Annotated in this window: 22 protein-coding genes; 7 read left to right on the plus strand and 15 right to left on the minus strand. The window is 73.9% G+C overall.

Annotated elements, in window-relative coordinates; translation table 11 throughout:
- Window positions 1-22 precede the first annotated feature (22 nt).
- Genes SM577_RS24250 through SM577_RS24260 form a run of 3 tightly spaced genes read right to left on the minus strand, consistent with a single transcriptional unit; the run spans window position 23 to window position 2,846 of the window.
- A complete protein-coding gene (locus SM577_RS24250; protein WP_474588047.1) occupies window positions 23-637 on the minus strand; it encodes a LutC/YkgG family protein in 615 nt (204 codons plus the stop codon).
- Complete coding sequence (locus SM577_RS24255; protein WP_474588111.1) at window positions 634-2,055, minus strand: LutB/LldF family L-lactate oxidation iron-sulfur protein; 1,422 nt, start codon at window positions 2,053-2,055, stop codon at window positions 634-636. The genes SM577_RS24250 and SM577_RS24255 overlap by 4 nt, the downstream gene beginning before the upstream one ends.
- 17 nt (window positions 2,056-2,072) lie before the next feature.
- Window positions 2,073-2,846, minus strand: coding sequence for a (Fe-S)-binding protein (locus SM577_RS24260; RefSeq protein ID WP_474588112.1), 774 nt, complete (start codon window positions 2,844-2,846; stop codon window positions 2,073-2,075).
- Window positions 2,847-3,191: 345 nt separating this feature from the next.
- Here SM577_RS24260 and SM577_RS24265 point away from each other — a divergent pair, with 345 nt between their 5' ends.
- Window positions 3,192-3,491 carry a BON domain-containing protein gene (locus SM577_RS24265; RefSeq protein ID WP_302920008.1) on the plus strand — a complete coding sequence of 100 codons (300 nt, stop codon included), beginning with the start codon at window positions 3,192-3,194 and terminating at the stop codon, window positions 3,489-3,491.
- A 122-nt stretch (window positions 3,492-3,613) separates the two neighbouring features.
- Window positions 3,614-5,305, plus strand: a complete 1,692-nt coding sequence (locus SM577_RS24270) for a glycoside hydrolase domain-containing protein (protein ID WP_474588048.1) — start codon at window positions 3,614-3,616, stop codon at window positions 5,303-5,305.
- 113 nt (window positions 5,306-5,418) lie between these two features.
- Here SM577_RS24270 and SM577_RS24275 read toward each other — a convergent pair whose 3' ends face one another.
- From SM577_RS24275 to SM577_RS24300, 6 genes are all read right to left on the minus strand, one after another.
- Window positions 5,419-5,925, minus strand: coding sequence for a hypothetical protein (locus SM577_RS24275; RefSeq protein ID WP_474588049.1), 507 nt, complete (start codon window positions 5,923-5,925; stop codon window positions 5,419-5,421).
- Between the two features lie 78 nt (window positions 5,926-6,003).
- Window positions 6,004-6,132 carry a hypothetical protein gene (locus tag SM577_RS24280; protein WP_302920010.1) on the minus strand — a complete coding sequence of 43 codons (129 nt, stop codon included), beginning with the start codon at window positions 6,130-6,132 and terminating at the stop codon, window positions 6,004-6,006.
- A 44-nt stretch (window positions 6,133-6,176) separates the two neighbouring features.
- Window positions 6,177-7,187: a peptidoglycan-binding domain-containing protein gene (locus SM577_RS24285; RefSeq protein WP_302920011.1), complete on the minus strand. Its 1,011-nt coding sequence runs from the start codon at window positions 7,185-7,187 to the stop codon at window positions 6,177-6,179.
- Entirely contained in the window at window positions 7,184-7,732 is a 549-nt protein-coding gene (locus SM577_RS24290) for a hypothetical protein (RefSeq protein ID WP_474581391.1), read from the minus strand. The genes SM577_RS24285 and SM577_RS24290 overlap by 4 nt, the downstream gene beginning before the upstream one ends.
- Complete coding sequence (locus tag SM577_RS24295; RefSeq protein WP_474581390.1) at window positions 7,729-8,298, minus strand: MauE/DoxX family redox-associated membrane protein; 570 nt, start codon at window positions 8,296-8,298, stop codon at window positions 7,729-7,731. The genes SM577_RS24290 and SM577_RS24295 overlap by 4 nt, the downstream gene beginning before the upstream one ends.
- Window positions 8,299-8,304: 6 nt before the next feature.
- Complete coding sequence (locus SM577_RS24300) at window positions 8,305-8,976, minus strand: hypothetical protein (protein ID WP_474588050.1); 672 nt, start codon at window positions 8,974-8,976, stop codon at window positions 8,305-8,307.
- Between the two features lie 300 nt (window positions 8,977-9,276).
- Between SM577_RS24300 and SM577_RS24305 the strand changes: the two genes are divergently transcribed.
- Entirely contained in the window at window positions 9,277-10,104 is an 828-nt protein-coding gene (locus SM577_RS24305) for a DUF72 domain-containing protein (RefSeq protein ID WP_474588113.1), read from the plus strand.
- A gap of 28 nt (window positions 10,105-10,132) precedes the next feature.
- Here SM577_RS24305 and SM577_RS24310 read toward each other — a convergent pair whose 3' ends face one another.
- Together SM577_RS24310 and SM577_RS24315 are read right to left on the minus strand one after the other, a co-directional pair.
- Window positions 10,133-11,233 (minus strand): FUSC family protein, encoded by a 1,101-nt coding sequence (locus tag SM577_RS24310; RefSeq protein WP_474581388.1) that lies wholly within the window; start codon window positions 11,231-11,233, stop codon window positions 10,133-10,135.
- Between the two features lie 97 nt (window positions 11,234-11,330).
- The gene (locus tag SM577_RS24315; protein WP_302920016.1) at window positions 11,331-11,924 is read right to left on the minus strand and encodes a TetR/AcrR family transcriptional regulator; all 594 of its coding nucleotides are present in this window, start codon (window positions 11,922-11,924) and stop codon (window positions 11,331-11,333) included.
- A 77-nt stretch (window positions 11,925-12,001) separates the two neighbouring features.
- On the opposite strand from SM577_RS24315, the gene SM577_RS24320 reads away from it, so the two are divergent.
- Both SM577_RS24320 and SM577_RS24325 read left to right on the plus strand, forming a co-directional pair.
- Window positions 12,002-12,577 (plus strand): GNAT family N-acetyltransferase, encoded by a 576-nt coding sequence (locus tag SM577_RS24320; protein ID WP_474588051.1) that lies wholly within the window; start codon window positions 12,002-12,004, stop codon window positions 12,575-12,577.
- Window positions 12,578-12,799: 222 nt separating this feature from the next.
- Complete coding sequence (locus SM577_RS24325) at window positions 12,800-13,300, plus strand: hypothetical protein (protein WP_302920018.1); 501 nt, start codon at window positions 12,800-12,802, stop codon at window positions 13,298-13,300.
- Window positions 13,301-13,387: 87 nt separating this feature from the next.
- Here the strand turns inward: SM577_RS24325 and SM577_RS24330 are convergent, their stop codons facing one another.
- On the minus strand, window positions 13,388-14,377 hold the full coding sequence (locus tag SM577_RS24330; RefSeq protein WP_302920019.1) for a glycoside hydrolase family 11 protein: 990 nt from the start codon (window positions 14,375-14,377) through the stop codon (window positions 13,388-13,390).
- Between the two features lie 527 nt (window positions 14,378-14,904).
- On the opposite strand from SM577_RS24330, the gene SM577_RS24335 reads away from it, so the two are divergent.
- Together SM577_RS24335 and SM577_RS24340 are read left to right on the plus strand one after the other, a co-directional pair.
- Window positions 14,905-15,906 carry a sigma-70 family RNA polymerase sigma factor gene (locus SM577_RS24335; protein ID WP_474588114.1) on the plus strand — a complete coding sequence of 334 codons (1,002 nt, stop codon included), beginning with the start codon at window positions 14,905-14,907 and terminating at the stop codon, window positions 15,904-15,906.
- A gap of 58 nt (window positions 15,907-15,964) precedes the next feature.
- Window positions 15,965-16,816 (plus strand): nuclear transport factor 2 family protein, encoded by an 852-nt coding sequence (locus SM577_RS24340; protein WP_474588052.1) that lies wholly within the window; start codon window positions 15,965-15,967, stop codon window positions 16,814-16,816.
- Window positions 16,817-16,887: 71 nt separating this feature from the next.
- Here SM577_RS24340 and SM577_RS24345 read toward each other — a convergent pair whose 3' ends face one another.
- The 3 genes from SM577_RS24345 to SM577_RS24355 all read right to left on the minus strand — a co-directional run bounded on the left by SM577_RS24345 (window position 16,888) and on the right by SM577_RS24355 (window position 24,299).
- Window positions 16,888-19,719: a M36 family metallopeptidase gene (locus SM577_RS24345; RefSeq protein ID WP_474588053.1), complete on the minus strand. Its 2,832-nt coding sequence runs from the start codon at window positions 19,717-19,719 to the stop codon at window positions 16,888-16,890.
- A 342-nt stretch (window positions 19,720-20,061) separates the two neighbouring features.
- Window positions 20,062-20,703 carry a hypothetical protein gene (locus SM577_RS24350; RefSeq protein ID WP_474588054.1) on the minus strand — a complete coding sequence of 214 codons (642 nt, stop codon included), beginning with the start codon at window positions 20,701-20,703 and terminating at the stop codon, window positions 20,062-20,064.
- Window positions 20,700-24,299 carry a S8 family peptidase gene (locus SM577_RS24355; RefSeq protein WP_474588055.1) on the minus strand — a complete coding sequence of 1,200 codons (3,600 nt, stop codon included), beginning with the start codon at window positions 24,297-24,299 and terminating at the stop codon, window positions 20,700-20,702. Before SM577_RS24355 ends, SM577_RS24350 begins: the two co-directional genes overlap by 4 nt.
- Window positions 24,300-24,657 lie beyond the last annotated feature (358 nt).

Raw genomic sequence — 24,657 nt, forward strand, 5'->3', positions numbered from 1 at the left:
CGGTCCGGGACCGACGAGCCGGCTAGGACGGCGGGCCGGGCGGCAGGATGACCACGTGCAGGTGCCGGGGGCCGTGCACGCCCTCCACCCGGTCGAGTTCGATGTCGCTGGTGGCGGAGGGCCCGCTGATCCAGGTCAGCGGCCGGCGCGGGTCGAGCCGGGCGACGGCGTCCGGCAGCCCGGCGACCACCTGGTCGGCGCGGAGCACGCAGACGTGCACGTCGGGCAGGAGCGTGATGATCCGCCGGCCCTGGTCGGGCGCGCCGTCGAGGACGATCGTGCCGGTCTCGGCGACGGCCACGGCGGCGGCGGTGACCACCCCGTCGACGGCGGCGAGCCGGGCGCTGCCGAGCCGGTCGTCGGTCACCGCCTCGACCGTGCCCGGCAGCCACCGCCGGGGCAGGCCCGGCGGGACCACCATCCGCCGGCCGCCGAGGACCTCGTCGACCACCCGCGCCACCTCGCCGTCGGCGCACCGGTGCACGGTGGCCCGGTAGTCGGTCAGCCGGCGCGCCAGCAGGTCGACGTCGGCGGGCCCGCCGGCCGGCCGGTAGTCGCGCGGCACGTCGGCGGGGGCGGCGGGGTCGGGGCCGAGGGCGGCCCGCAGCCGGCCGAGGACCAGGTCCCGGGAGCTCATCGCCGCGCCCACCAGTCCCGGAACGACTGCGCGGGCGGTTCCGGCAGGTCCCGGCCGATGGTCCAGCCGGACAGCGGCGGGGGCAGCCCCCGACCGCGCCGGCCGGCCAGGCGGGTGAGCCGCGCGGCGCGCTGGGCGGCCGCGTACCACGCCGGGTGGTCCATGGCGTACGCGGCGGCGGCCATCGCGACGGACTCGGCGGTCGGCCGGCGCCGGGCGGCGACGTGTGCGGCCCGCAGGTGGACCAGCAGCTCCGGAATGTTGATCTTCACGGGGCAGGCGTCGTAGCAGGCGCCGCAGAGCGACGAGGCGTACGGCAGGGAGGCGTTGTCCTCGACGCCGGTGAGCTGGGGCGACAGCACCGCGCCGATCGGGCCGGGATAGACCGAGCCGTAGGCGTGCCCGCCGGTGCGCTCGTAGACCGGGCAGACGTTGAGGCAGGCGGAGCAGCGGATGCAGTGCAACGCCTGCCGGCCCACCCGGTCGGCGAGCACCGCGCTGCGCCCGTTGTCGAGCAGCACCAGGTGGAACGCCCGCGGGCCGTCGCCGGGGGTGACCCCGGTCCACATCGAGGTGTACGGGTTCATCCGCTCCCCGGTCGACGCCCGGGGCAGCAGTTGCAGGAAGACCTCCAGGTCCCGCCAGGTGGGGACGACCTTCTCGACGCCCATCACGGTGATCAGGGTCTCCGGCAGGGTGAGGCACATCCGCCCGTTGCCCTCGGACTCCACGACCGCGATGGTGCCGGTCTCGGCCACGGCGAAGTTGGCGCCGGAGACGGCGACCGGAGTGGTCAGGAAGGCCTGGCGCAGGTAGCGGCGGGCCGCGGCGGCCAGCGCGGCCGGCTCGTCGGTCAGCGCCGGGTCGACGCCGGGCATCGCGCGCAGGAAGATCTCCCGGATCTCGGCCCGGTTGCGGTGGATGGCCGGCACCAGGATGTGGCTCGGCCGGTCCTCCCCCAGCTGCACGATCAGCTCGGCGAGGTCGGTCTCCACGGCGGTGATCCCGGCGGCGGCCAGCGCCTCGTTCAGCCCGATCTCCTGGGTGGCCATCGACTTGACCTTCATGACCCGGTCGCTGCCGGTCGCCGCCACCAGGTCGGTGACGATCCGGTTGGCCTCGACCGCGTCGGCGGCCCAGTGCACCGTCCCGCCGGCGGCGGTGACCGCCGCCTCCAACTGTTCGAGCAGTTCCGGCAGGCGGGCCAGCACGTCGGCCTTGATCGCCGAGCCGGCGGCGCGCAACTGCTCCCAGTCGGGCAGTTCGCGGATGACCGCGCCCGACCTGGCCCGGATCGTGGTGGTGGCGTGCCCGAGGTTGCGGCGCAGCTGCGGGTCGGCCAGCGCGCGCCGGGCCGCGGCCGGGAACGGCTCGTCGCCACGCAGGTGACCGACGCCCCGTGGTGCGGTGGCCGGCATGCCGAGGAAGGTCCGGCTCACGCCCGTGCCGCCGTCCGGGTCGGGTCGGCGGCGGCGCCGGTCTCCTCGGTCGCGGCGAGGATCTCCGCCAGGTGCACCGTGCGGACGCCGGCCCGCAGCCGGGACAGCCCGCCGCCGATGTGCATCAGGCACGAGGAGTCCCCGGCGGTGCAGACCTCGGCCCCGGTGGCGAGGACGTGGCGCAGCTTGTCGGCGAGCATCGCGGTCGAGGTGTCCGCGTTCTTGACCGCGAAGGTGCCGCCGAAGCCGCAGCACTCCTCGGCCTGCGGCAGCTCCACCAGGTCCAGCCCGCGGACCTGCCGCAGCAGCCGCAGCGGCCGGTCCCCCACCCGCAGCATCCGCAGCGAGTGGCACGTCGGGTGGTAGGTCACCCGGTGCGGGTAGTACGCGCCCACGTCGGTCACCCCGAGCACGTCGACCAGGAACTCCGACAGCTCGTGGGTACGCCGGGCCACCGACTCCGCCCGGCTGGCCAGTCGTTCGTCGCCGGCCCGCCGGGCCACCATGGCGTGCTGGTGCCGCACCGACCCGACGCACGAGCCCGACGGCGCCACCACCACGTCGTACGGGTCGAAGGTGCGCACGTGGCGCCGCACCAACGGCAGCGCGTCGGCCAGGTAGCCGGTGTTGACGTGCATCTGCCCGCAGCAGGTCTGCTCCGCCGGGAAGACCACCTCGTGGCCGAGCCGCTCGAGCAGCCGCACGGTGGCCGTGGCCGCGGCGGGGAACAGCGTGTCGGCCAGGCACGTCACCATCAGCGCGACCCGCATCGTCACCCGCCCATCGCCCCGGACGGACACCGGCGGCGCCCGTACGCACGGCTCGCGGCTCGTCGGACTCCGTCGGGGCCGGATCCCGGGGACCGCCGCCGAGATCATTCGACCAGATCGCCAACCCGTCCGCAACGCCGCGGCCGCCCACCCTGACCTCGGGCGCGACCCACCTCGGGTTTGTCACACAACTGTCGTGAAACCGCGTGATCGCCTCCACGTACCTCGCCCACCGTGGTAGCCGAACGCGACGCGCGAGCCCGCGCCGGCCGGACCGGCCGGCGGTGCGGACGGGCCCGGCCAGCCGTCGCCGACCCGTCCACCCGCCGACGCCACGGAGGATCGATGGTGCTGCCCTGGCCGATTCCCGACGACCCCTCGTTCCATCCGGTCGAGCCGGAGCAGACCCCGGACCTGCGGCTGGCCGCCCTGGTGGCGCAGCGGCTCAGCGCCGACTGGACCACCCGCCGGCAGCAGATCGCGGTCGCCGTGCAGAACCGGGTGGTGATCCTCAGCGGGACCGTGGCCGACCCCCACGTCCGCCAGGTCGCCGGCGAGCTGGCGTGGGACGTGCCGGGCGTCTTCGACGTGTGCAACGCGCTGCGGATCTCCGTCCGGCGCGGCGGGCGCGCGGCGGGCCCGTGACGGCCCCCGCGCACGACGCCTGATCCCATCGACGCCTGTCTCTAGCGCTGATCCTCCGGGGATGGTAGGAATTTGCCACGACCGCGAATGTGCGCGAAGGATTTTCCCGCAGAGAGGCTCCGATGAGAACTCGAAGGATCATGGCCAGCCTCACCGCCGCCCTCGTCGGCCTGACGGTGGCGGCCACCCCGACCTGGGCGACGCCCACCGACGACCGGACCGTCAGCTATCGCGGCTACCGGGTGCCGGTACCCGCCGACTGGCGGGTCGTCGACCTGTCCACCGACCCCCACGCGTGCGTCCGGTTCGACCGGCCCACGGTCTACCTCGGACACCCGGGCGCCGAGCCCTGGTGTCCGGACGGACCGGCCGGGCGTACGGCGGGGCTGCTCGTCGAGCCGATCGACGCCGTCACCGCCGAACAGCTCACCGCGGAGACCGCCGTGGCACCCCGCGGCCGGGCCACCGTGGCTCCCCTGGTGTCCCGCGACGGATCCATCCGGCTCGCGGTGCGCGACGCCGGCGTGCTCGTCACCGCGTTCCACACGCCCGAGACCGAGCCGGCGGTCCGCCGGATGCTGGCCGCCGCCCGCCTCGGTCCGGACGCCACGCCGGTGTCCCTGGACGCCGTCCGCGCCGCCGCGGAGCCGGCCGCGGTGGCGCCGTTGGCGGCGGCCGGCCCGCAGCCCGGCACCTACCTCGGCAAGGGCTTCGACACCTGCACCGCCCCGTCGCAGGCGACGATGAACACCTGGCGCGCCTCCTCGCCCTACCGCGCCGTCGGCATCTACATCAGCGGCTCCAGCCGTTCCTGCGCCCAGCCCAACCTCACCGCGACCTGGGTGACCAACCAGACCAACAACGGCTGGCGCCTCATCCCCATCGAGCTCGACAAGCAGGCGCCGTGCGGCACCCGTACGCCGAAGATGTCCTACGACCCGGCCACGGCCCGGTCCGAGGGGGCGAGCCGGGCGACCAGCGCGGTGAACGCGGCCCAGGCGCTGGGCATCCCCGCCGGCAGCGTGATCTACAACGACATCGAGCACTACCCGTCGAGCGAGGCGTGCAAGGCGGCGGTGCTGTCGTACCTGTCCGGTTGGACCGAGCGGCTGCACACGCTCGGCTACCTCTCGGGCATGTACTCCAGCGGCTCCTCCGGCGTCCGCGACCTCTGCGGCGCCTACCACGACACCCGCTACACCCGGGTCGACCACCTCTTCTTCGGCTGGTGGAACGGCGTGGCGGACACCGACGCCGGCGACTACTGCCCGGACGGGTACTACGCCAACCACCAGCGCATCCACCAGTACACCGGGGACAGCTACGAGACCTGGGGCGGCGTACGGATCTACATCGACCGGGACTACCTCGACGTGTCGACCGGCACCACCCCGCCGCCGCAGGACTTCAGCGTCACGCTCGACAACACCACCACCGGACGGTTCACCGCGAGCGCGAACTGGGGCACCTCGACGTACTCCGGCCAGCGGTTCGGCACCGACTACCGGTTCGCCGCGCCGACCCCGGCCAGCGACGTCGCCTGGTACCGGGCGAACCTGCCGGAGACCGGCAGCTACCAGGTCGAGGTCTGGTATCCGGCCGACGCCGGCTACAACGACTCGACCCCGTACCTCGTGGCCACCACCGCCGGGAACCAGACGGTGCGGGTGAACCAGCGGCAGGGCGGCGGCCAGTGGGTGTCCCTGGGCGTGTTCACCCTGGCCGGGGGCGACGGTGACAAGGTGGGCGTGAGCCGGTGGACCAGCGGCACCGGCTACGTCATCGCCGACGCGGTCCGGATCACCCGGGTCTGACCGGCGAACGGACGGCCGGGCCGGCCGCCGGCGGGTTGGGAGGACCTGCCGCCGGTCGGCGCCGGCCATCCGCCGGCGGCCCGCGCCGACTGGGGCCGGGCAGCGGCCGGCGGCTACACCTGGTGCAGCAGGAGCAGTCCGAACGCGGCGACGAAGGCGGCGCAGCCGGTGACGGTGATCGGGCGAAGTCGGGAGCGCAGGTCCGCGTCCCAGCCCGCCACGGCCCCGGAGGCGCGGCGCAGCAGCGGGGTGGCGGCCCGTCCGGCGCCGAAGCCGACCCCGGCCAGCACCGCGACCAGCAGGCGCTGGCCGCCGAGCAGCACCGCGGCCGCGAGCACGTACGGGGCGGTGGCCGAGACGTAGGTCCGCACCCCGGTGCCGAGCTCGAAGCCGAACCGCAGCGCACCCCGCCGCGGGTTGCGGCGCAGCACGTCCTGCGGCACCTGGCGGGCGTTCTGTGGCAACGGGACGGTCAGCACCCGGGTCTCCCGGAGCAGGCCCAGCACCGCCACCGCCACGATGGCCGCGTACCGCCAGGGCTCCGGCAGCGGTGCCGACAGCCCGGAGAGCAGCCCGAGCACCATCCCGCTGAGCAGGCCGCCGCCGAGCAGCCCGACCACGAACAGGGCGAGCAGCGCGCCCTGTGGATTCCGATCCCGCCGCCCGGGCGAGCCCAGCGCGTACGCGCTGTTGCGGGTTCAGACCGAGCCGGAGAGGGTGTAGCCGGCCAGCCCGCCGAGCACCGCCCAGGTGAGCACGTGCCCGTACGCGGCGGCGACGACCGCGCCGGCGGTGAGCAGCGGGACGGGCCCGAGCGGGTCGGTCACCCAGCGCCGCAGCGGCGGAACCCGTCGTACGGGCGGCGGACCGGTCACACCGCCCCGCCGGTCAGCGTGCGCCAGGTGCTCTCGCCGACGACGCCGTCGACGGTGAGCCCGTTCTGCCGCTGGAAGTCGCGGACCGCCGCGTCGGTCGCCGACCCGAAGACCCCGTCGACGGTCAGCCCGTGCGCGTGCCTGTTCAGTTGCCGCTGCACGGCGCGGACCACGTCACCGCTGTACGGGTAGTGCGCGACGACCACCGAGCCGGGCCGGCCGCCGGTGCCGACCGTCTTGCGGACCGTGATCCCCCGGCTCGACACGGTGAACACCAGCAGCGGCCAGGTCCCGGCGTCGACCACGCCGCTGGCCGTGAGGCCGTTGGCCGTCTGGAACTGCTTCACCCGGCTCTCGGTGCCGCTGCCGAAGACCCCGTCCACGGTGACCGCGTGGCCCCGCGCCTTCAGCAGGTGTTGCACGGTGTAGACGTTCGGGCCGGACTGGCCGCGGCGGGTGCTGGGCCAGGCGACCGTGCTGAGGCACCCGCAGTCGGTGTTCCACCGGCAGATCGACCTGACCCAGCCCGAGCTGGTCATCCGGTACCCGTCGTGGCAGCGGCGCTCCACCGAGCAGGCGCAGGCGCCGCAGGCGCCCTGGTAGCGCCACAGCCAACCGTCGTACGTGCCGGCGTAGCACTGGTTCGGCCGCAGTTTCCAGGTGGTGCCGTCGTTGCGGTGGAAACCGGCGTACGTGCCGCTGGTGTTGCAGGCCGCGGCGAAGATCGGGCTCGGCCCGCAGCCGGGGGAACAGTTCTGGTCGGCGGCGTACGACGGGCAGCTGCCGTAGATGTCGTACCCGTCGGCGTAGGCGCGGCGGGCGGCCGGGAAGACGCTGAGCGCGGCCATCCCCACCGCCGTGCCGGCCTGGAGCAGCGTGCGGCGGGACAGCGCCCAGGACGTGCCGAGGCGGCTGCCGGTCCGGCTCGCCGCCGGGCGGCGCCGGGGCGCGGCGCCGGTACCCGGATCGGTGCCGCGCAGCGCCGGCACCGCGTCGAGAGTGATCATCGCGCACCTCCCCGCTGGATCTGGTGGACGGCCGGCCCGGATTCGGTGCCGGACGGCTGGTCGACCTGGTCGAGCAGGTGTCGCAGCACCGCCCGGGAGCCCACCGGCTCGGATCGCCGGACCCGCCCGGTCGGGTCGACCACGACCGCGAACGGGGTGGCGATCGCGTCGTACCGGTCGAACAGCTCGGCCTGCTCGGTGTGGACGGTGACCGGCAGGTCGGTCGCGGCGGCCGGGGCGGCGTGCCGGTAGAGCACCCGCAGCACGACGTCGGTGGGCGCTGCCCGTTCGGCGACCTCGTCCAGCAGGTGGTGGCAGGTGGCGCAGCCGCTGTCCAGGAAGAGCAGGACCAGGGTGGCCGGGGACGGCGGCGCCAGATCGCGGAACCCGGGCGCCGCCGACCCGGGCCGCAGCCCGACCGACCCGGGACGGCCGGCGGCGCCGTTGCTCAGCGCGTGCACCTGCCGGACCAGGCCGGACACCACGAGGGCCAGCAGCAGGATCGCGATCCAGCTCAGGATCAGCGCGCTGGTCTGGAAACTCATCCGGGTACGCCTCCTCGTCCCACCCGAGCGGGCGGCTGATCCGGGGTCGGGTCGTGCATGGCGGCGGGCAGGTGGGCCAGCAGCGCGGTGAACGTGGCCGCGGCGAGCAGCACGACCAGCAGCTCGGTGCCCGGGCGCGCCAGCGGCGCCACCGCGCCGGACAGCAGCGACCCGGTCAGCGCCAGCCCGGCGAGGACGGCCGCGCGCGCCACCACCCAGCCGGTCATCGGCAGCTCCACCCGCGAGCAGCCACAGGGGACGGACCGTCCGGTCGACCGCAGGTACCAGCCGTAGCCCGCGTACGTGGCGAGGAGGGCGGCGCTGCCGGCGAGGACCGGGCCGAGCAGCCGGCCGCCGTCGTCGCGGAGCAGCGCGACGACCCCGGCCACGCCGAGCAGGCCCTCGGCCGCGATGACCGCCGCCGCGACGGCGGACGGCGCGGGCACCACCCGCTGGGCGGTCAGCGCCGCCGACAGCACGGCCGGCCGCGTCAGGTGCTCACCGCCGGCGACCAGCAGGGTGAGCAGCACGGTGTACGCCCCGACGCCGGCGACCAGGGCCGTCACGTCGCCTCACCCGCCCAGCTGCACGCGTAACCGGCTGACCAGGTCCGGTACCCCGTCGACCACGGTGTCGGCGCGGGGCAGCACGGTCACCCAGGCGTCCGTGGCGGCGAGCACGAAGTAGGGCTTGCCGTCCGACAGCGTGTCCCGGAAGAGTTCGCCCGCGCCCGTCGCCAGCCCCCGCCACGACGGCAGCTGTCGGGTCCGTTCCGCGGTCAGCGGCGTCATGTCCAGCAGGCCGAGGCCGGGCACCTGCTTGAGCACGGTTGCCGGCGCCGCGTACCGGCTGCCCGCCCTGGGCTGGGGGCGCACCGTCAGGCCGTCGTCGTGCTCGGTGATCCGCAGGGTCCGCAGCACCGCGAGCAGGTCGGCGGTGGAGCCGCCGTACAGCTGGGTGAGGAAGCAGTACCGGCGCCCGCGCCAGGCCGCCACCAGCCGCTCCTCGTCGAGCCGGATCTGCGGGTCGTGCGACCGCACCCGCGCGGTCAGCAGGGTGCCGCCCTGGTAGGCGAGTTCCTCGTCGAAGTCGGTGACGCCGAGCTCCGCCGCCAGGTCGTCGGCGAGGCCGACCGAACCGGCGGTGAACTCGTGCAGCCGGCCGGCGACGGTCACCTCGACCACCGAGGTGAACGGCGCGCTGAGGTCGAGCGGGCCGGTGAGCTGGAATCGCCGGCCGTCCATCGCGCGGTGTGTGACAGAGGCCTCCGCGGCTGCCACGCCCACCACCTCCCCCGTGGGTACGGCACGTGGTGGCCTCAGAGTATCCGCGTCCATCGACGCCGCCACAAGCCCGATCCGCCGGCGATCCGTCGCGGCGCCGGATCGGGCACGGGCGCGACGGTGGCGGCCGCCCGGCCGGTGGGCGCGGAGCCGGCGGCCGGGGCGGCCGGCCGGCCGGATACCGTGCGGTCGGCGCGGGTCCGTCCCGCGCCAGGTGCGCGTCGAGGGGGAGACCGGATGCGGCTGCACGTGGGGTGCGCGATGTGGACGCACAGGTCCTGGCCGGGGCGGTACCTGCCGCACCCGCTGCCGGCCCACGAGCGGCTGCGCGCCTACGCCGGCTGGTGCAACTCGGTCGAGGGGAACACCACCTTCTACGCGACCCCGGCCCGGGAGACGGTGGCGTCGTGGGCCGGACAGACCGAGCCCGACTTCCGGTTCGTGCTCAAGCTGCCGAGGACGGTGACGCACGAACGCCGGCTGACCGGCGCCGACGAGGAACTCCGCGCCTTCCTGCACGCGGTCGAACCCCTCGGGCCCCGGACGCACGCGCTCTGGATCCAGCTGCCGGGCTCGTTCGGCCCGGCCGACGTATCCTCGCTCGCCCGTTTCCTGCGCGGGCTGCCCACCGACCACCGGTACGCCGTGGAGGTCCGCCACCCCGCGTTCTTCGACGACGCCGGGGCGGCCCGGACGCTGGAGGCGGCGCTCGCCACGGTCGGCGCGGAGTGGATCCCCTTCGACACCACCGCTTTCTTCCGCACCCCGCCGACCAGTGACGCGGAGCGGGAGGCGTGGACCCGCAAGCCGCGGACGGCGCTGCGCACCCGCGCGCTGACCGACCGGCCGATCGTCCGGTACCTGGGCCGGGACGACCCCGCGCGGACGATCGAGGGCTGGCGGCCGTGGCTCGACGTGGTGACCGGCTGGCTGCGGGAGGGCCGCTCGCCGACCGTGTTCGTGCACACGCCGGACAACGCCGCCGCGCCCGAGCTGGCCCGCGGCTTCCACGACCAGGTCCGGGCCCGCCTGCCCGAGCTGGCGCCGCTGCCCGAGCCGGTCCCGGTCGGGCCGTCGACGCTGTTCTGAGCCGGGCGGCGCGCCGCCGATCGGGAGATCAGCTCGCCTCCGCCGCCAACCCCACCTGCTGGTTCGCCTCCGCCTTCGGCACGCCGGATGCCTGGAGCACCTCGCTGATGACCAGGCGGAGTCGCGTGACCAGGACCTTTCCGCAGAACCGCAGGTCCTCGGCGCAGGCCTGGTCGACGTCCGCGACCGCCTGCCGCGCCCGGGCGCGCGCGAGGTCGGGCTCCCGGCCGGCGAGGAAATCGCGGTGCAGCAGCCGCACCGCCTGGCCGAGGTGCTCGATGGCGGCGGGCAGGCTGGCCGGCACCGGCTCCCGCTGCCGCAGCGTCGACACGATCCAATGTGCCATCTCCCGGCTGTTGGCGTAGGCGCGTTGCAGGTGCTCGGCGGCGTGCTGGTAACGGCGCAGGACGGTCAGTCGACGCCACCGCCACGGCGAGAGCACCGCGATCTCCGCGGCCGCGGCGATCATCTCGAGCGTCGCGTTCCGCTCCTCCTCCGCCGCGACCAGGTGCTCGGAGGCACTCTCCGCCTGGTGGACGTCACGCTGCTCCAGCGCCTCGGCGACAGCGGTGAGGTCGCGCGCGAAGATGTCCAGCGTCGGACCGGCGGCCCGGTGCACGACACGTACCGGGTTGGCCGGCATGAGCAGCAGCGCCACGGCGATCGCCGTCACCCCGCCGATCAACCCGTTGACGGTCCGGGCCACCGCCAGGTGCGACTGGTCGGCGGACAGCGTGCCCAACAGCACGGCCGTGCTGCCGGCGTGCACCATGACGGCGCCGTTGCCGCGGATCACCGCCGCCGACGAGATGGCGAACGCCACGATCAGGCCGGTCTGGATCGGCCCGGTCCCGATCACCTCGATGATCAGCTGCCCGGTCAGCACCCCGACGATCACCCCGGCGACGAGCTCCGCCGCCCGCCTGATCCGGTTGCCGAGGGCGGCGGCGATGGTGCCGATCGCCGCCGCCGGCGCGAACAGCGCCTGCGAGTTGTGCAGCACGTCGGCCGCGACGAACCAGGAGAGCCCGGCCGCCACCCCGGCCTGGACCGCGACGATGGCGTAGGTGCGGAGCCGCTCGTACGCCTCCCGGCCCAGCCGCCGCACATCCCGGTCCCGGCTCCGCACGTCTCACCCCCCGATGACATCCTGGTACGCCGGCGATGCCCGGGTGATCCGGATTCCCGATCTGAGCGCCGGCGGCCGGAGAGTCCCCCCGGACGAGTCAGCGCTGGTCCAGCGCGTGCCGGACGGCGGCCGTGGTGCGCTCGACGTCGCCGGTGGCGAGCAGGTCGAGCAGCGCTCCGCGCAGGACGGCGAGGACCGCGCTGCGCTCCGCCGCGCCGGCCGCGGTGTCCCGCCGCGCGGCGGGCTGCGCGCGGGCGAGCACGTCGAGCCAGTCGTGCACGGTGGCCCGGGCGAAGTCCGCCCAGGGGCCGTCCGGTTCGACCAGGCACCGGGCGTACGCCTCCACCCAGAGCACCAGCAGGGACCGGTGCTGCGGGGCGGCGAGCCAGGCCCACAGTCGTCCGGCGACCGTCCGCAGGTCGCCGGGCGCCTCCCCGGATTCGTCGAGGCCGCGCAGCAGGCGCAGCTCGTCGGTGCGGGCGCGGGCGAGCAGGGCGCGGACCAGGCCGTCCTTGCTGCCGAACAGGTACAGCAGCACCCGGGGGCTGGAGCCGATCGCCGTGGCCAGCGGACGCAGCGACATGTCCCCCAGGCCGTGATCGAGGACGTACCGGTAGGCGGCCTCCCGCAGCTCGACGTGGCGCGCCGACGGGTTCGCCTCGCCGCGTTCCGGCGCATCGGCGGTGGACATGGTTCCTCATGCTGCCATACTGAAACAGTCGTGTCAGTGCCGCCCGCGATCGGGCGGCCGGCGTCGAGGAGGCAGCCATGTCGGTGCCGGTCCAGCCGGTTCCCGCCACGTCCCCGGGCGATCGCTCGGGTGACGGCCGGAATCAGCTCCGCATTCGCCGCGCGGACCAGCCGGGCGACCTGGGCTGGGTGGTGATGGCCCACGGCGAGCTGTACGCGCGGGAGTTCGGGTGGGACGTCTCCTTCGAGGCGCTGGTCGCCCGGATCGTCGCCGACTACGCCGACCGCCACGATCCGGTACGGGAGGCCGGCTGGATCGCCGAACTCGGCGGGAAACGGGTCGGGTGCGTGTTCTGCGTCGCCGCCGACGGGCCGGACGCGCCGGAGGACACGGCGAAGCTGCGCATCCTGCTGGTCGACCCGGCCGCGCGCGGGCACGGCCTGGGCACGAGCCTGGTGAGCACCTGCGTCGACTTCGCCCGGGCCGCCGGCTACCGCCGGCTGACGCTGTGGACGAACGACGTCCTGACCGCGGCACGGCGCATCTACCAGGCCGCCGGCTTCCGGCTCGTCGACGAGCACCGGCACCACAGCTTCGGCCGGGAGCTGACCGGCCAGACCTGGACCCTGGAGCTACCGCCGGACCACCCTTGACGGGTGGACGCAACCCGCGCGAGTCCCGCCTCGGGCGGCGGTGAGGGGCCGAGCCGCCACTGCCCCCAACGGCAGCCGGTACGTCGTGCCGGTGCGGGCCTCGCGACCCGCCGGCGGCTTCGCGGACCGGTAGACCACCTCCGGAGACGGGGCGTGCCCGGTCTCCGGGTCCCGAATGCACGGCCCGAGCCGGTGAGCACGGGCGAGCAGGACCGTGACGCCATGCCCGAGGATGTCCACATCGGATCGACGACGGGCATCGGTCCGCCGACGGGGAGGTCGAGGGTGTCGCCGGACGCGTCCTGGGTGCAGTGGCTGGTGATCGTGGCGGCGCTGGTGCAGAGCACGGCGGCGGTGATCCAGGTGTCCCAGGGACGCCGGCAGTCCGGGAACCACACAGAAGCGGCGAAGCCAGCCGTCCCCGTGGACGACGTGCTGCGCGCCGGCGTGGTCACCATCGTCCTCGGGGTCATGGCGATCTACACCGCACCCCGAGTCGCGGCGCTGGGCCTCGACCACACAGCCGAAAACCTGTACGAGACCGTTCTCGTCGTCATCTCTGTCGCTGGCCCGTTCGCCGCCGTCATGACGATCCTGCTGGCACTGGGCAAGGTGTTCGGCAAGGAGGAGACGCCGACCGACGCGCTCGTCCACTGCCTCGCCGCCGTCGCCGCGACCGGCGTGCTGATCATGGAGGTCACCATGCTCACGTCGGGGACCTGACGGCACTCACCGTCGATGGCGGCCGCACCGTCGGTGGCGCGTCGGATCGTGGTCCGGCGCGCCACCGGGCGATGGTGCGGCTCGGGGTCAGCCCGTGCCGCAGGAGACCGTCGGCCAGGTGTAGTTGCCGTTGTGCTGGATGGTCACGCCCCAGTTGTTGCCGCTGCCGTTCGGCGTGGCGACCAGTTGCTGGGCGGTCGGGTAGCTGGCGTTGACGTTCCAGGTGGCGATGATCTTGGCCGGGGACGGGACGTTCATCGTCACGGTCCAGGTGCTGGAGCCGGAGACCGAGACGTTGAGGTTGTACCGGTCGCTCCACTGCTGACCGGCCGACAGTGTCGCGGTGCAACCACCGCCACCGCCACCGCCGCCTCCACCGCCGCCGCCGGAGCCGCCCAGCGTGATGTTGGAGCTGCCGCTGCTCTGGTATCCCTCGGTCGCCAGGATCATGTAGTCGTGACTGCCCAGGGCCATGCCCTTGCTGGCCCAGGCGTCGAAGTGGTTGCCGGAGGTGATGGTGCCACCGGTGCGCTTGGACTGCCGCACGCTCCAGTACTGGTTGAAGGTCCTGGTGCCCTCGATGGACGGGGCGTTGTACCGGGTCGTCTGGTAGATGTCGTACGTGCCACCGTCGCTGGTCACGGTGCCCTTGTAGGTGCCGGTCGGCCGGTAGGTGCCCCAGTTGTCCACGACGTAGTACTCGACCAGCGGGTTCCGGGTCCACCCGTAGAGCGTCAGGTAGGCGTTGCCGGACGGGTTGAAGCTGCCCGAGTAGGTCACGCTCCGGCGGCCTCCGGTGCTCCAGCCCTTGCCGGCGACGAAGTTGCCGGTGTTGCGCCAGGAGGTGCTGTAGTTGCCGCCGGAGCCCAGTTCCATCGACACGGTTCCGGCGCTGTCGGTCCAGAACGAGTAGAAGTAGCCGTTGTGGGTGCCGGTCTGGTTCGAGGTCACGGCCGCGCTGGCGGCGGTGGGCAGCATCGTGGTGGCCACGACGAGCGCCACGGTGCAGGCACCGCCGACGAGCATTCTGAGGCGGCCTCGGCGGTGTTGCGGCGGTCGGACGGGGACGTCGTTCATGAGCGTGCTTCCTCCTCGTGGTGGCTGGCGGGGAGGCCAGGCAGCCTGGTACGACCCGGGCGCGGCGGCCGGCGGTCGGGGTGGCGGCCACCGCGCGTCGACGTCGTACGACGTGGTGGGGGTTGACCGGTCGCCGTGCGGTCGACGACCGGCGGACCAGGTCGTGTTGGGTGACCCGGATCGACAGATGTCGAGGTCTATCGATGGCGACAGTATCGATTCGGCGCCGCAGGGGTGTCAACATTTCTCGGAAATGTTTCGGAGGCTCTCCTGAGGCTCGGCAAGCGTCTGAACGGTATCCTCCCTGGTAGAAGCGGCATCATGCGGCGTCGCCCGACGGCGACGCACAGTGGAACGTCAGGTTCAGCGATCACCACGAGGCCGAGCTACCGGAAGTTTTGGAAGTCTTCCGGATCGAAGGTGACCGGTACTCCCCCGTGCCACGACCGGTCCGGCCGCGCTAGCGTGCGGTGGTGGGCGAGGTCGAGGATCGTGGGTACCGGCCCGGTCCGCCGGACGGGTCGGCGGTGGCGGAGTCGCTGGCCGCGGCCCGGGCCGGTGACGGGGACGCCTTCGGCCGGCTGGTCGGCCCGCTGCGCGACGAGCTACGCGCGCACTGCTACCGGATGCTGGGCTCGGTGCACGACGCCGAGGACGCCGTCCAGGACACCCTGGACCGGGCCTGGCGCAGCCTCGACCGGTTGGCCGACGACGGGGCGATCCGGCCGTGGCTGTACAAGATCGCGACGAACCGGTCGCTCACCCTGATCGAGCGCCGGGGGCGGCGGGAACTGCCCACCGACCTCAGCCCGGAGGGCGCGCCCCTGGCGGAGGCGGCGTGGCTGGAACCGTACCCGGATCGATTGATGGGTTGGACCGCGCGGCTGACCCCGGAGGCCCAGGTGGTCGCGCGGGAGAGCGTCGAGCTGGCCTTCGTCGCCGCCCTGCAGCACCTCTCGCCCCGGCAGCGCGCCGCCCTGCTGCTGCGCGACGTCCTCGGCTACCGGGCCAGCGAGGCCGCCGATCTGCTGGACACCACCGTCGCCGCGGTCAACAGCGCGCTGCAGCGCGCCCGCCGGGTGCTGGCCGACCTGCTTCCCGAGGCCAGCCAGCAGCAGACCCTCGACACCCTCGGCGACGCGGCCCGGCGGGAGCTGGTCCAGCGGTACGTGGCCGCGTGGGAGACCAGCGACGTCGACGCGATCGTGGCGATGCTGACCGAGGACGCGCGGTACTCGATGCCGCCGCTGCGCGCCTGGTACCAGGGGCGCGACGGGATCCGCGGCTTCCTGCTCGACGCGGCCGGCCGGCACCGCTGGCGGTTCCTGCCCGCCCGGGCGAACGGGCAGCTCGCGTTCGGTACGTACCTATGGGACGACGACCGGGGCGCGTACCTTCCGGCCGGGCTGGACCTGCTCGTCCTGCGCGGCCGGCGGGTGGCCGAGGTGGTCTCGTTCCTCGACGCCCACCTGCCCGCCCACGGCCTGCCGGCGGAGCTGCCCGGCGAGGAGGTCTCCGGCGCGCGATGACTTTCCGCCCCGGCCGGGGTTGTAGTCCTGACGGACACACCGACCGGAAGGGCCGACGATGCCGACGAACGAGGAAGAGATCCGCACCCTGATCGAGCGGTGGGCCGGCGCGGTCCACCGCGGCGACCTCGCCACGGTGCTCGCCGACCACGACGAGGACATCGTGATGTTCGACGTGCCGCCGCCCTACGAGGGCGTGCGTGGCCTCGACGGGTACCGGCAGACCTGGCCGCCGTTCTTCCGGTGGCAGGCCCAGGGCGCCTCCTTCGAGATCGAGGAGCTGGATGTCACCGCCGGCGACGAGGTCGCCTTCGCGTACGCCCTGCTGCGCTGCGGCACCCCGGCCGACCTCGCCGCCGCTCCCGACAACCGGCTGCGGCTGACGCTCGGGCTGCGCAGGCGGGCGGGCCGGTGGGTCGTCAGCCACGAGCACCACTCCTTCCCGAACGTCGACTCGACCGCCGGCCCGGCCGGCCCGCGCGCCGCCGCCGAGCGGGAGCTGCGTCGGCTCCACCAGCGGTGGTTCGACGGCACCGCCGCGAAGGACCTGGACGCCCTGATGGCCGCCATCGCCGACGACGTCGTCTCGTACGAGCACGAGCAGCCCCTGCGGTACGTCGGCGTCCAGGCCGTCCGCGAGGTCTGCGCCGCCGGCCTCGACGCCGCCGGCGACGGTGCGGTCCGCTGGGACGTGCCCGACCTGGCGATCCTGGTCGACGGTGACCTCGCCGTCGCCTGGGGTCTCAACCGCGTCGAGCTGCGGCCGGCCGCCGGCCCGGCCGTGGACAGTTGGTCCCGCGGCACGCGGGTCTTCGCCCGGCGCGGCGGCGCCTGGCTGATGGTGCACCAGCACCTCTCCTACCCGTACGACCCGGCCAGCGGCGTGGCGCGGACCGACCTGGCGCCGTGAGCGCGCGTGCCGGAGGGAGCGCCCGTGGTCGGGCGCTCCCTCCGGGGGCCGGCTGGTGCCGCGGCTACGGCTCAGCCGGTGAACGCGAAGTAGGCGCGGTACTGGAATCCGTTGTCGAGGGTCAGGACGAACTCGCGGCAGGTGCCGGCCCAGGACGGGTCGGTCTTCCACGGGTAGTTGTACTGGCCGTTGGCGTTGACCGACATCGCCGACCCGCCGGGGTTGCGGGCGGCGACCGGCGTCGGTCGGGGGGTGACGGCGCCGTCCGGGCCGACGGTGCGGAGCGTGTCGCAGTCGACCAGCCGGGAGTAGGGCGAGCCGCTGGCCAGGATGTCCAGGCCCCGGTTGGCGGCGAGCTTGAACCGCATCGGTACGGCGTCGCCGGCGACGACGGTGTTGAGAGCCGGTTGTGCGGCCCGGTCGAGGAAGTCACCGCGGCAGGACGGGTGGGTGTCGAACGCCTCGGTGTTGTCGTCCCGGTTGGTGGTGCCCTGGACGGCGCTGTGGCCCAGACCGCGGCGGGCGAAGGAGGCCCAGATGGTGCAGGCGTTCTCGCCACCGGTGAGGGCGGCGTCGGCGGCGATGATGGCGTCGCGGCCGACCACGAAGCCGGGGCCGCAGCCCTGCATCTTGAGGCCGTCGATGACCAGTTGCAGGGCGAGGTTGTTGCCGCCGGTGTGCCAGGGCTCGTAGACGTTCGGGTTGAACCCGTGCCGGTCGACGAGGTTCCAGGTCAGGTCCCACAGCATCGCGGCCCAGCCGTGGCCGATGCCGTGCGGTGCGGCCAGCGAGGTGCCGTCCAGCCAGCCGCCGGTCTTGATGCTGTCGTAGGTGAACGGCTGGATCTCCATGTTCCGCGAGTACGGCCGGGGCCGGATCCCGCCGCCCACCCGGCTGTCCTGGAACAGCGCGTACTGGCCGTAGCCGCGCGCCTGCTCCGGATCGTCGATCGCCGGGTTGAGCAGCGAGACGATCGCGAGGAAGTCGCTCCAGCCCTCCCCCATCTGCTCGTTGCCGGTGAGGCAGTTGACCGTCGGGCCACCGGTCAGCCGGTTGGAGACCCCGTGGCCGTACTCGTGGAAGATCGTTTCCGAGCGGAACGAGGCGTCCCGCATCGCCGGGCGGGCCAGGTTGCGGTGCACCCGGCCGGTGGCCGGCAGTCCCGCCTTGATGCCGGTGCCGTCGGCCTGGCTCACCATGACCGCCGGAATGCCGACCGCCGGGTTCATCGAGCCGCTCATCACCACCGGCGCGGTGGCGACGTTGTTGACCACCACCACCGCGGTGGCGCCCGCGGCCTCGGCGTTGACCACCTGGGTGTGGTAGTTGCACGCGCTGCTCCGGTCGACGACGGCGATCGCCCCGGCCGGCAGGGTGTAGGCGGTGCACCCGTCACCGGTGGTTCCGACGCCGTCGTCGGCCGGTACCAGCTGGCCGGTGAAGCCGGCGCTGGTCGGCGCGGGGGTGAACCGCGCGTACTCCGCCTCGTAGGTGCCGGCGGCGGAACCGGCGTCGATCGTCACCGCGTTCGGCAGGCCGAACTGGTTGCCCGGCCAGAGGAACATCTGCATGCGCGGGCGGCCGCCGTCCAGCGCCGGGGTGGAGAAGTTGGCGTTGTTCTGGCCGGACCCGTCGTGCGCCTCGCACTGCACGTCGTCGCCGCCGGTGCCGCCGCGGCCGTAGTTGTTGACCTGGAAGTTCCCGGACGCCTCGTCGAAGCCGTACCGGTAGGTCAGGTCGTGGACCATGTTGCACCAGTAGAACTGGTTCACCACCGCTGCCTGCCGGTAGGTCTGCGGGTGTTCGTTGAGGTCGGCCGGGAAGTTGAAGGTCAGGGTGGCGCCGCCGTCGGCGGAGCTGCCCGGGTCGACCTGGTTGTTGGCGTCCCGGTCGGTGTAGGCGTGCGCGTTGTTGCCCCGGGTGGTGGTGTGCTCGGCGCCCGGGGCGCCGTCGGTGTCGTGCCAGCCGTACGGCGACGCGGTGCCGTCCGCCGGGTTGGTCACCACGGTCTGCGGGCCGTCGTTCGGGTCCCCCTTCGGGAACTCGAAGACGCGGTAGCTCGATCCGTCCGCCACCGGGTTCGGCGGGCTGACCCGGGCGGCCGGGATGCTCGTGGTGGCGATAGTCGTGGCCGGGGCCTCCCGGCGGCCGAGGGTGGCGGCGAGGTCGGCCGGGGCGTCCTGGTGGGTCCAGTCGTCGGCGCCCAGCAGTTCGCCGGTCTCGGCGTCCACGGTGGCGTTCCACAGGTGCACGTCGGTGGCGTCGTCGATCACCAGCTGCCAGGCCAGCCGCAGCCCGTCGGCGGTGGGCTGCCAGCCCAGCCGGGCGGGGATGGGCTGGTCGGAGATGCCGCCGCCGGAGACGACGGTGCGCCGGGCCGGGCCACCGGCGCGGCTCATCACCCGCGCGTTGGCCGGGTCGGCGAGGTCGAGGCCGTCGGCCGCCGCGGCCACCGCCTCGACCGGATCCAGGGACGCGGTCCCGGAGGGGTTGTCGGACAGGCCGGTGACCAGGCTGTCGCCGACGAAGACGACGCTGCCGTCGCGGGCCACGTTGACAGTGGCGGTGGCGCCGAAGACCTCCAGATCCTGGTAGCGCTGGGCCAGGTTGACGTGGGTGACGCCGTTGTGCCGGCTGGTGTAGCTGGAGGCCACCGCCAGGTCGGTGAGGTCGCCGGCGCGCACGCCGTACTCGGCCGGGTGCGCCCGCAGGTAGGCCATGGCGATCTCGGTCGGGGCACCGTCGGTGGGGCCGGTGAGGAAGGCCGGCCTCGCTGGCTCGGCCAGGTCCGGGTCGGCGCCGGCGGGGGTCGCGGTGAGCGATGTCAGGGCCGCGACGAGGGTCGTGGACAGCAGGATCGCGGTGTTTCGGCGACCGCGCGATGGACCGGAACGGAGGGGCACCGCTGCTCCCTTCGGGGGTTGGAAAGACAGCATGGAGCGCCGGCTCACGACCGCCGCGGCGGTCCGCCGCGCTCGTCGGCGGCGCCCGCGCCCGGTGATCACGGTGAGTGGCCGGCCGGGTGCGGGGTGAATTGCATCGACGCTACGGGGCACCCCACGGCCGTTCATCCGACGAGTGGCGAAACATTTCCGGCGGCGGGTCCTACGCCTGTCGCGGCCGACCGGCCCGGTCCGGGCCCGGGCCGGTCGGACCGGCGACCGATGTGGACACGGCGTGCGGCCGGGGCGGGAGTTCTCGCCCGCCCCGGCCGCGACCCGGGTTCACCCGTTCGGCAGCGCCCGTCAGCGCAGCCGGTACGCGGTGGGAAGGGTCTGCTTCACCGTGTTGCCCCCGCTGTCGGTCGCGGTGATCCGCAGCCCGACGCCCTCGGCGGCCTGCTCCCGGTTCGGGTGCTTGATCTCCGCGGTGAAGGTGTTCCTACCGGCGGCCCGGGTGGTCGCCGGGTGCCAGCTCTGGCCACCGTCGAAGCTGGCCTCGACCCGCAGCGTGGTCACCGTGGGCGGGGCGGTGAGCCGTTCCTGGTAGTAGCCGACCACCGTGATCCGGTGGGCGCGCCCGGCCCGGGCCGTGTTGTCCAGGGCCAGACCGAGGTCGTACCGCAGGAAGATCAGCGGCTCCGGCCGGCAGGCGCTCTCGTTGCCGCCGAGCACGTCGCCCATGCACGGCTGCGACTCCGGGGAGTCCCCCTCGGTCGGCTTGTCGGAGGTGTACTCCCACACCGTCCTGACCCCGTTGGTCTCCGCCTCGAACGTGTACCGGGCCGATTCCGCCGGCAGGTCGTAGCCGACGACGTCCCCGCCGACGGAGCAGCCGAGGGCGAACACAGCCGCGGTCACCAGCGCCGCGACGGTCCCCTTCCGGCGCCGCGACGACGGCACACTCGTGTTCATCGCGTTGGTCTCCTTACCGGTGTCGACGGTCATCGCCGACCCCCGAGGATGGAATCCGGCGTGTTGCCGGTGCTGCCGAAACCGAACGTGACCCGCTGCAGGCGACGCTCGATCTCGTCGCCGGACTGGTCGAGCAGCCTGAAGTCACAGGCTGGCGCCTCGCAGGCCGGAGATCCGAAGTAGACCTCCGCGATACCGGTGTCGTTGACGATGCCGATCATCGCCTGGCGGGCCCCGCCGCTGCCGGTGAGATAGAAGGTCGGGTAGAAGGTGTCACCCTGCCGGCAACCCGAGCAGAGCATGCCGGTCTCGACCGTGAAGCCGGACCTGGTCCGCACCTGCGGCACCGCCCCCGGCACGGTCGGCCCCGTGTTCCAGTGCAGCTTGTTCCGGCCGCCGAGGACCACGTCCTGCGTCTCGCTGCCGCCGGCACCGAGAATGCCGGCTCCGGCGTGCTCGGCCCACCCGGTGCCGTAGCGGTTGATGGCGTCGCCCTGCCGCTTCACGAACGTGGTCAGGGTCTGTTGGGTGGTGGTGAGCGGCAGGTTCAGGGCGTACCCGGCCGCACCGGACTTCGCCTGCTGCAGCCAGGTGAGGTCGGTGACCTCGCCGGGCCGGTCGGCGTGGAAGTAGTGGTCGACCCGGTCGAAGTCCCTCGTCCTGGCCCGGTACGGCAGGTTCGACGGGATCTGGCCGTCGGTGCCGAACGCGGCGCTGTAGACCGTCGGGGTGACGCTGCCACCGAGCACGACCTGGACGTTGCGCGAGCCGGCCGTGAGCCGCCTGATCAGGCGGTCCGCCTCGGCGTACGGCACGGACACGATCGGCAGCGCGGCGTACGGCTGCACGGCCGGGCAGCTCTGCGGCCCGTCCGCGCACTGGGTGCTCTGCGCGGGAACGGCGCCCAGCGAGGTGAGGCCCGGTGCCGCGACCAGTACACCGACGGCGCCGGCCGTGGCGGCCGCCGCGACCCGCTCGTCCCGCAGGCGCGGGAAGTCACAGGTCGTCTCGCAGATGTCGGTCGGCGTGAGCAGCACCAGCTTGCCCCGGGCGTCGACCGTGGCGAGGTCGGCGGCGGACCCGGTGCCCGCGTGGACCACCGGCACCGTCCCGCGGGTCGGCAGCCGGGGAACCGCGACGCTGATGTCCCGGCCGGCCGTCGTCTCGTTCTCCTGCCACTGCTGCTGCCCGACGGGGATCGAGGCGTCCGGGGTGTGGTAGCGGGCGGGCAGGCCGAAGGTGGGACCGGCACCGACCACCCGCATGGTGACCGTCGGCGTGGTGAGCACGCCGTAGGTGTCGTGGGCGAGGGTGCCGGTGCGCACCTTGCCGGTCGGCAGCGCCCACCAGTTCGGCTCGTCGGCGCCGTATCCGGCCCGGAGCTCCGCCGTCATCCCCCACGCGCCGGTCGCCGAGAGCCGCTCGAAGTAGCTGTACGCGTCGTACGTCTCGGTCGCCACGGGCGCCTGCACCCGCACCGGCTTGGCCTTGCGCAGGTCCAGCGTGACAGTGGTGGCCTTGGTCAGCCGCACCTCCGCCACCGCCGGGATGGCGGTGTGCCACTCGCCGGCCCGGTCCTGCCACTCCACCGCGACGGCGGCCGAGTAGACGCCACCGAAGAGCGGCGCCGTCATGGTCTCCGCGCCGTCCATGCCGACCGGGCCGTCGTGCAGCAGCACCTGGTCGTCGACCGGCAGGAAGACGGCGTTGCCGTACCGGACGGTGGTGGCGCCCGTGGGCGGGACGACGTTCACGGTCAGCGCGAACCGCTCGGGCTCCAGGAAGGTGTTGACCCGGGTGGTCGCCCGCAGCGTGCCCGTCGCGTCGTGGGCGTTCAGCAGGCCGGTGTAGCGCCCGAAGACCCCGTCCGTGCCGAGCACCCGGCCGTCGACGGTGACCGCCACCTCGGCCGATCCGTTGCCAGGCACGACCACCTCGTCGCCGCTGAGGGTGAACAGGCCGGCCGGAGCGGGCCGGTCGCCGGAGGAGATCGACGTGGTGAGCTTCAACGTGATCGGCTGGTCGGTGTGGTTGGTGTACGTGACCTTCTTGACCTGCGGCGAGTGCGGGTAGGCCAGCCGACCGAAGCTGAGGTTCCCGGCCGCGATGATCGTCGGGTCGACCGCGGTGCCGACGTTGACCCGGCCGACGCCCTGGGCGTACACGTCGTGCCCCAGGTCGGTGGCGGTGCCCATCAGCAACGCCTTGATCTCCTGGCCGGTCATGCCCGGGTGCTGCTGGGCGATGAGGGCCGCGGCGCCGGCCACGTGCGGGGTGGCCATCGAGGTGCCGCTGGCGGTGGTGTAGTGCTCGTCCACCACGGTGCCCATCGCCGTGCCGGCGGCGCGGGCCGCGACGATGGCGACGCCCGGAGCCGCGATGTCCGGCTTGGCGGCGCCGTCGCCGACCCGGGGACCGCGGCTGGAGAAGTCGGCCATCGCGTCCTCCTTGTCGACCGCCGCCACGGTCAGGGCCTCGTCGGCGGCGCCCGGGGCGCTGACCGTCCCGCTCTGCGGGCCGTTGTTGCCGGCCGCGACCACGAACAGCGTTCCGGTGTCGCGGCTGAGCTGGTTGAGCGACTCGCTCATCGGGTCGGTCCCATCGGTGGCGCTGCCACCGATGCTCATGTTGACCACCTTGGCGCCGGAGTGGGCGGCCCACTCCATACCCGCGATGATCGCGTCGAGGGCGCAGGACCCGCCGTCGTTGCAGATCTTGCCGACCCGCAGCTGGGCGCCGGGGGCGACGCCCTTGCGCAGCCCGTCGGACGCCGCTCCGGTGCCCAGGATGGTGGCCGCCACGTGGGTGCCGTGTCCGTGCCCGTCCCGGGGGCCCTGGGGGTTGCCGCTGAAGTCGATCTGCTCGACGATCCTGCCGGCCACGTCCGGGTGGTTGGGGTCGATGCCGCTGTCCAGCACCGCCACCGACACGCCGGTGCCGTCGTACCCGCGGCTCCAGGCGATGTTCGCGCCGATCTGCGGTACGGAGGACTCCAGGCTGATCCGGGCCAGCTCGTTCAGCCACACCTTCTTCACGCCGGTCAGGGAACCGGCGGCCCGGGCGGCGGCGGCGCCGGGGGCGGTCTTGCCCCGCACGTCCTGCCACCAGCGGCCGTCGCCGGCGATGGCCATCGAGCGGCCGTTGATGCTCCGCAGCGCCTTGCCGTCGGTCGCCCCGGCGACCCTGCGCGCCTGCTCGGCCGCGGCCTTGCCGGTGTAGGTGACCAGCACCGGCACCTCGCCGACCCGGCCCGACGCGACGAGCGTCGCCAGCTTGGTCAGGTCGAACAGCCCCCAGTCGAGCACTCCGTTGCCGAGCAACGAGAGGGCGTCGTTGGGCACGACGTACACGCTGCCCATCCGGGTGAGGGTGTGGAACACGACGTCGGATCCGTCGGGCCGGGGGACGCTCTCGATGTCCCGGACGACCGGCTTGCCGGCGGCGTTGATGCCGACGTACACCTTGTCGCCGGTGACCAGCGTCAGCGGGAGGGTCGCGCCGGACGCGGCGACGACCCGCAGCAGGTCGTCGTTGGCGGTCACGGTCACGTTCTTCTTCTGCGGGACCTCGGGCATCGGCGCCTGCCGGATCGGCTCGGACGCGTGCGCCGCCGTGGTCGACACGACCATCGCGAAGATGGCCAGACCAGCGGTCGCCGCGCCCAAGCGTCGCCCGAGACGCCTTGTTGCCGGGCTTCGCCTCATCTCTCAGCTCCTGCCATTCTGCGGTTACAGATGTGCGGGGGTGTGCGGGTGGGCGCGGGACGTCGTCCGGCGCCTCGGTGCCCGCCACGGCTTGTGGCCGGGCGAGCCGGGTCGGGTCGGGCGCGGTCCGGGTGGGACGGCGCGGTCGTGGGCGATCAGGGTCCGGCCATGGGCCTCCTCGCTAGAGCGGTTCGTACTCGCCAGCCACGTCGGCACCGGCCGCCCCCTCGGCGGTCGGTGCGTCTGCCGGGGTCTCCGGCGGTCCTGCCGGTGCCAGGTCGTC

It is taken from the genome of Micromonospora desertarenae, assembly GCF_056150265.1.

Bases quoted from the DNA above. Each gene is read 5' to 3' on its own strand.
- SM577_RS24320 (WP_474588051.1), top strand. From the start codon at position 12,002: ATGTCGGTGCCGGTCCAGCCGGTTCCCGCCACGTCCCCGGGCGATCGC.
- SM577_RS24315 (WP_302920016.1), bottom strand. From the start codon at position 11,924: ATGTCCACCGCCGATGCGCCGGAACGCGGCGAGGCGAACCCGTCGGCG.
- SM577_RS24350 (WP_474588054.1), bottom strand. From the start codon at position 20,703: ATGACCGTCGACACCGGTAAGGAGACCAACGCGATGAACACGAGTGTG.
- SM577_RS24270 (WP_474588048.1), top strand. From the start codon at position 3,614: ATGAGAACTCGAAGGATCATGGCCAGCCTCACCGCCGCCCTCGTCGGC.
- SM577_RS24290 (WP_474581391.1), bottom strand. From the start codon at position 7,732: ATGAGTTTCCAGACCAGCGCGCTGATCCTGAGCTGGATCGCGATCCTG.
- SM577_RS24305 (WP_474588113.1), top strand. From the start codon at position 9,277: ATGTGGACGCACAGGTCCTGGCCGGGGCGGTACCTGCCGCACCCGCTG.
- SM577_RS24250 (WP_474588047.1), bottom strand. From the start codon at position 637: ATGAGCTCCCGGGACCTGGTCCTCGGCCGGCTGCGGGCCGCCCTCGGC.
- SM577_RS24260 (WP_474588112.1), bottom strand. From the start codon at position 2,846: ATGCGGGTCGCGCTGATGGTGACGTGCCTGGCCGACACGCTGTTCCCC.
- SM577_RS24300 (WP_474588050.1), bottom strand. From the start codon at position 8,976: ATGGACGGCCGGCGATTCCAGCTCACCGGCCCGCTCGACCTCAGCGCG.
- SM577_RS24330 (WP_302920019.1), bottom strand. From the start codon at position 14,377: ATGAACGACGTCCCCGTCCGACCGCCGCAACACCGCCGAGGCCGCCTC.
- SM577_RS24265 (WP_302920008.1), top strand. From the start codon at position 3,192: ATGGTGCTGCCCTGGCCGATTCCCGACGACCCCTCGTTCCATCCGGTC.
- SM577_RS24325 (WP_302920018.1), top strand. From the start codon at position 12,800: ATGCCCGAGGATGTCCACATCGGATCGACGACGGGCATCGGTCCGCCG.
- SM577_RS24255 (WP_474588111.1), bottom strand. From the start codon at position 2,055: ATGCCGGCCACCGCACCACGGGGCGTCGGTCACCTGCGTGGCGACGAG.
- SM577_RS24285 (WP_302920011.1), bottom strand. From the start codon at position 7,187: ATGATCACTCTCGACGCGGTGCCGGCGCTGCGCGGCACCGATCCGGGT.
- SM577_RS24340 (WP_474588052.1), top strand. From the start codon at position 15,965: ATGCCGACGAACGAGGAAGAGATCCGCACCCTGATCGAGCGGTGGGCC.
- SM577_RS24355 (WP_474588055.1), bottom strand. From the start codon at position 24,299: ATGGTCGTGTCGACCACGGCGGCGCACGCGTCCGAGCCGATCCGGCAG.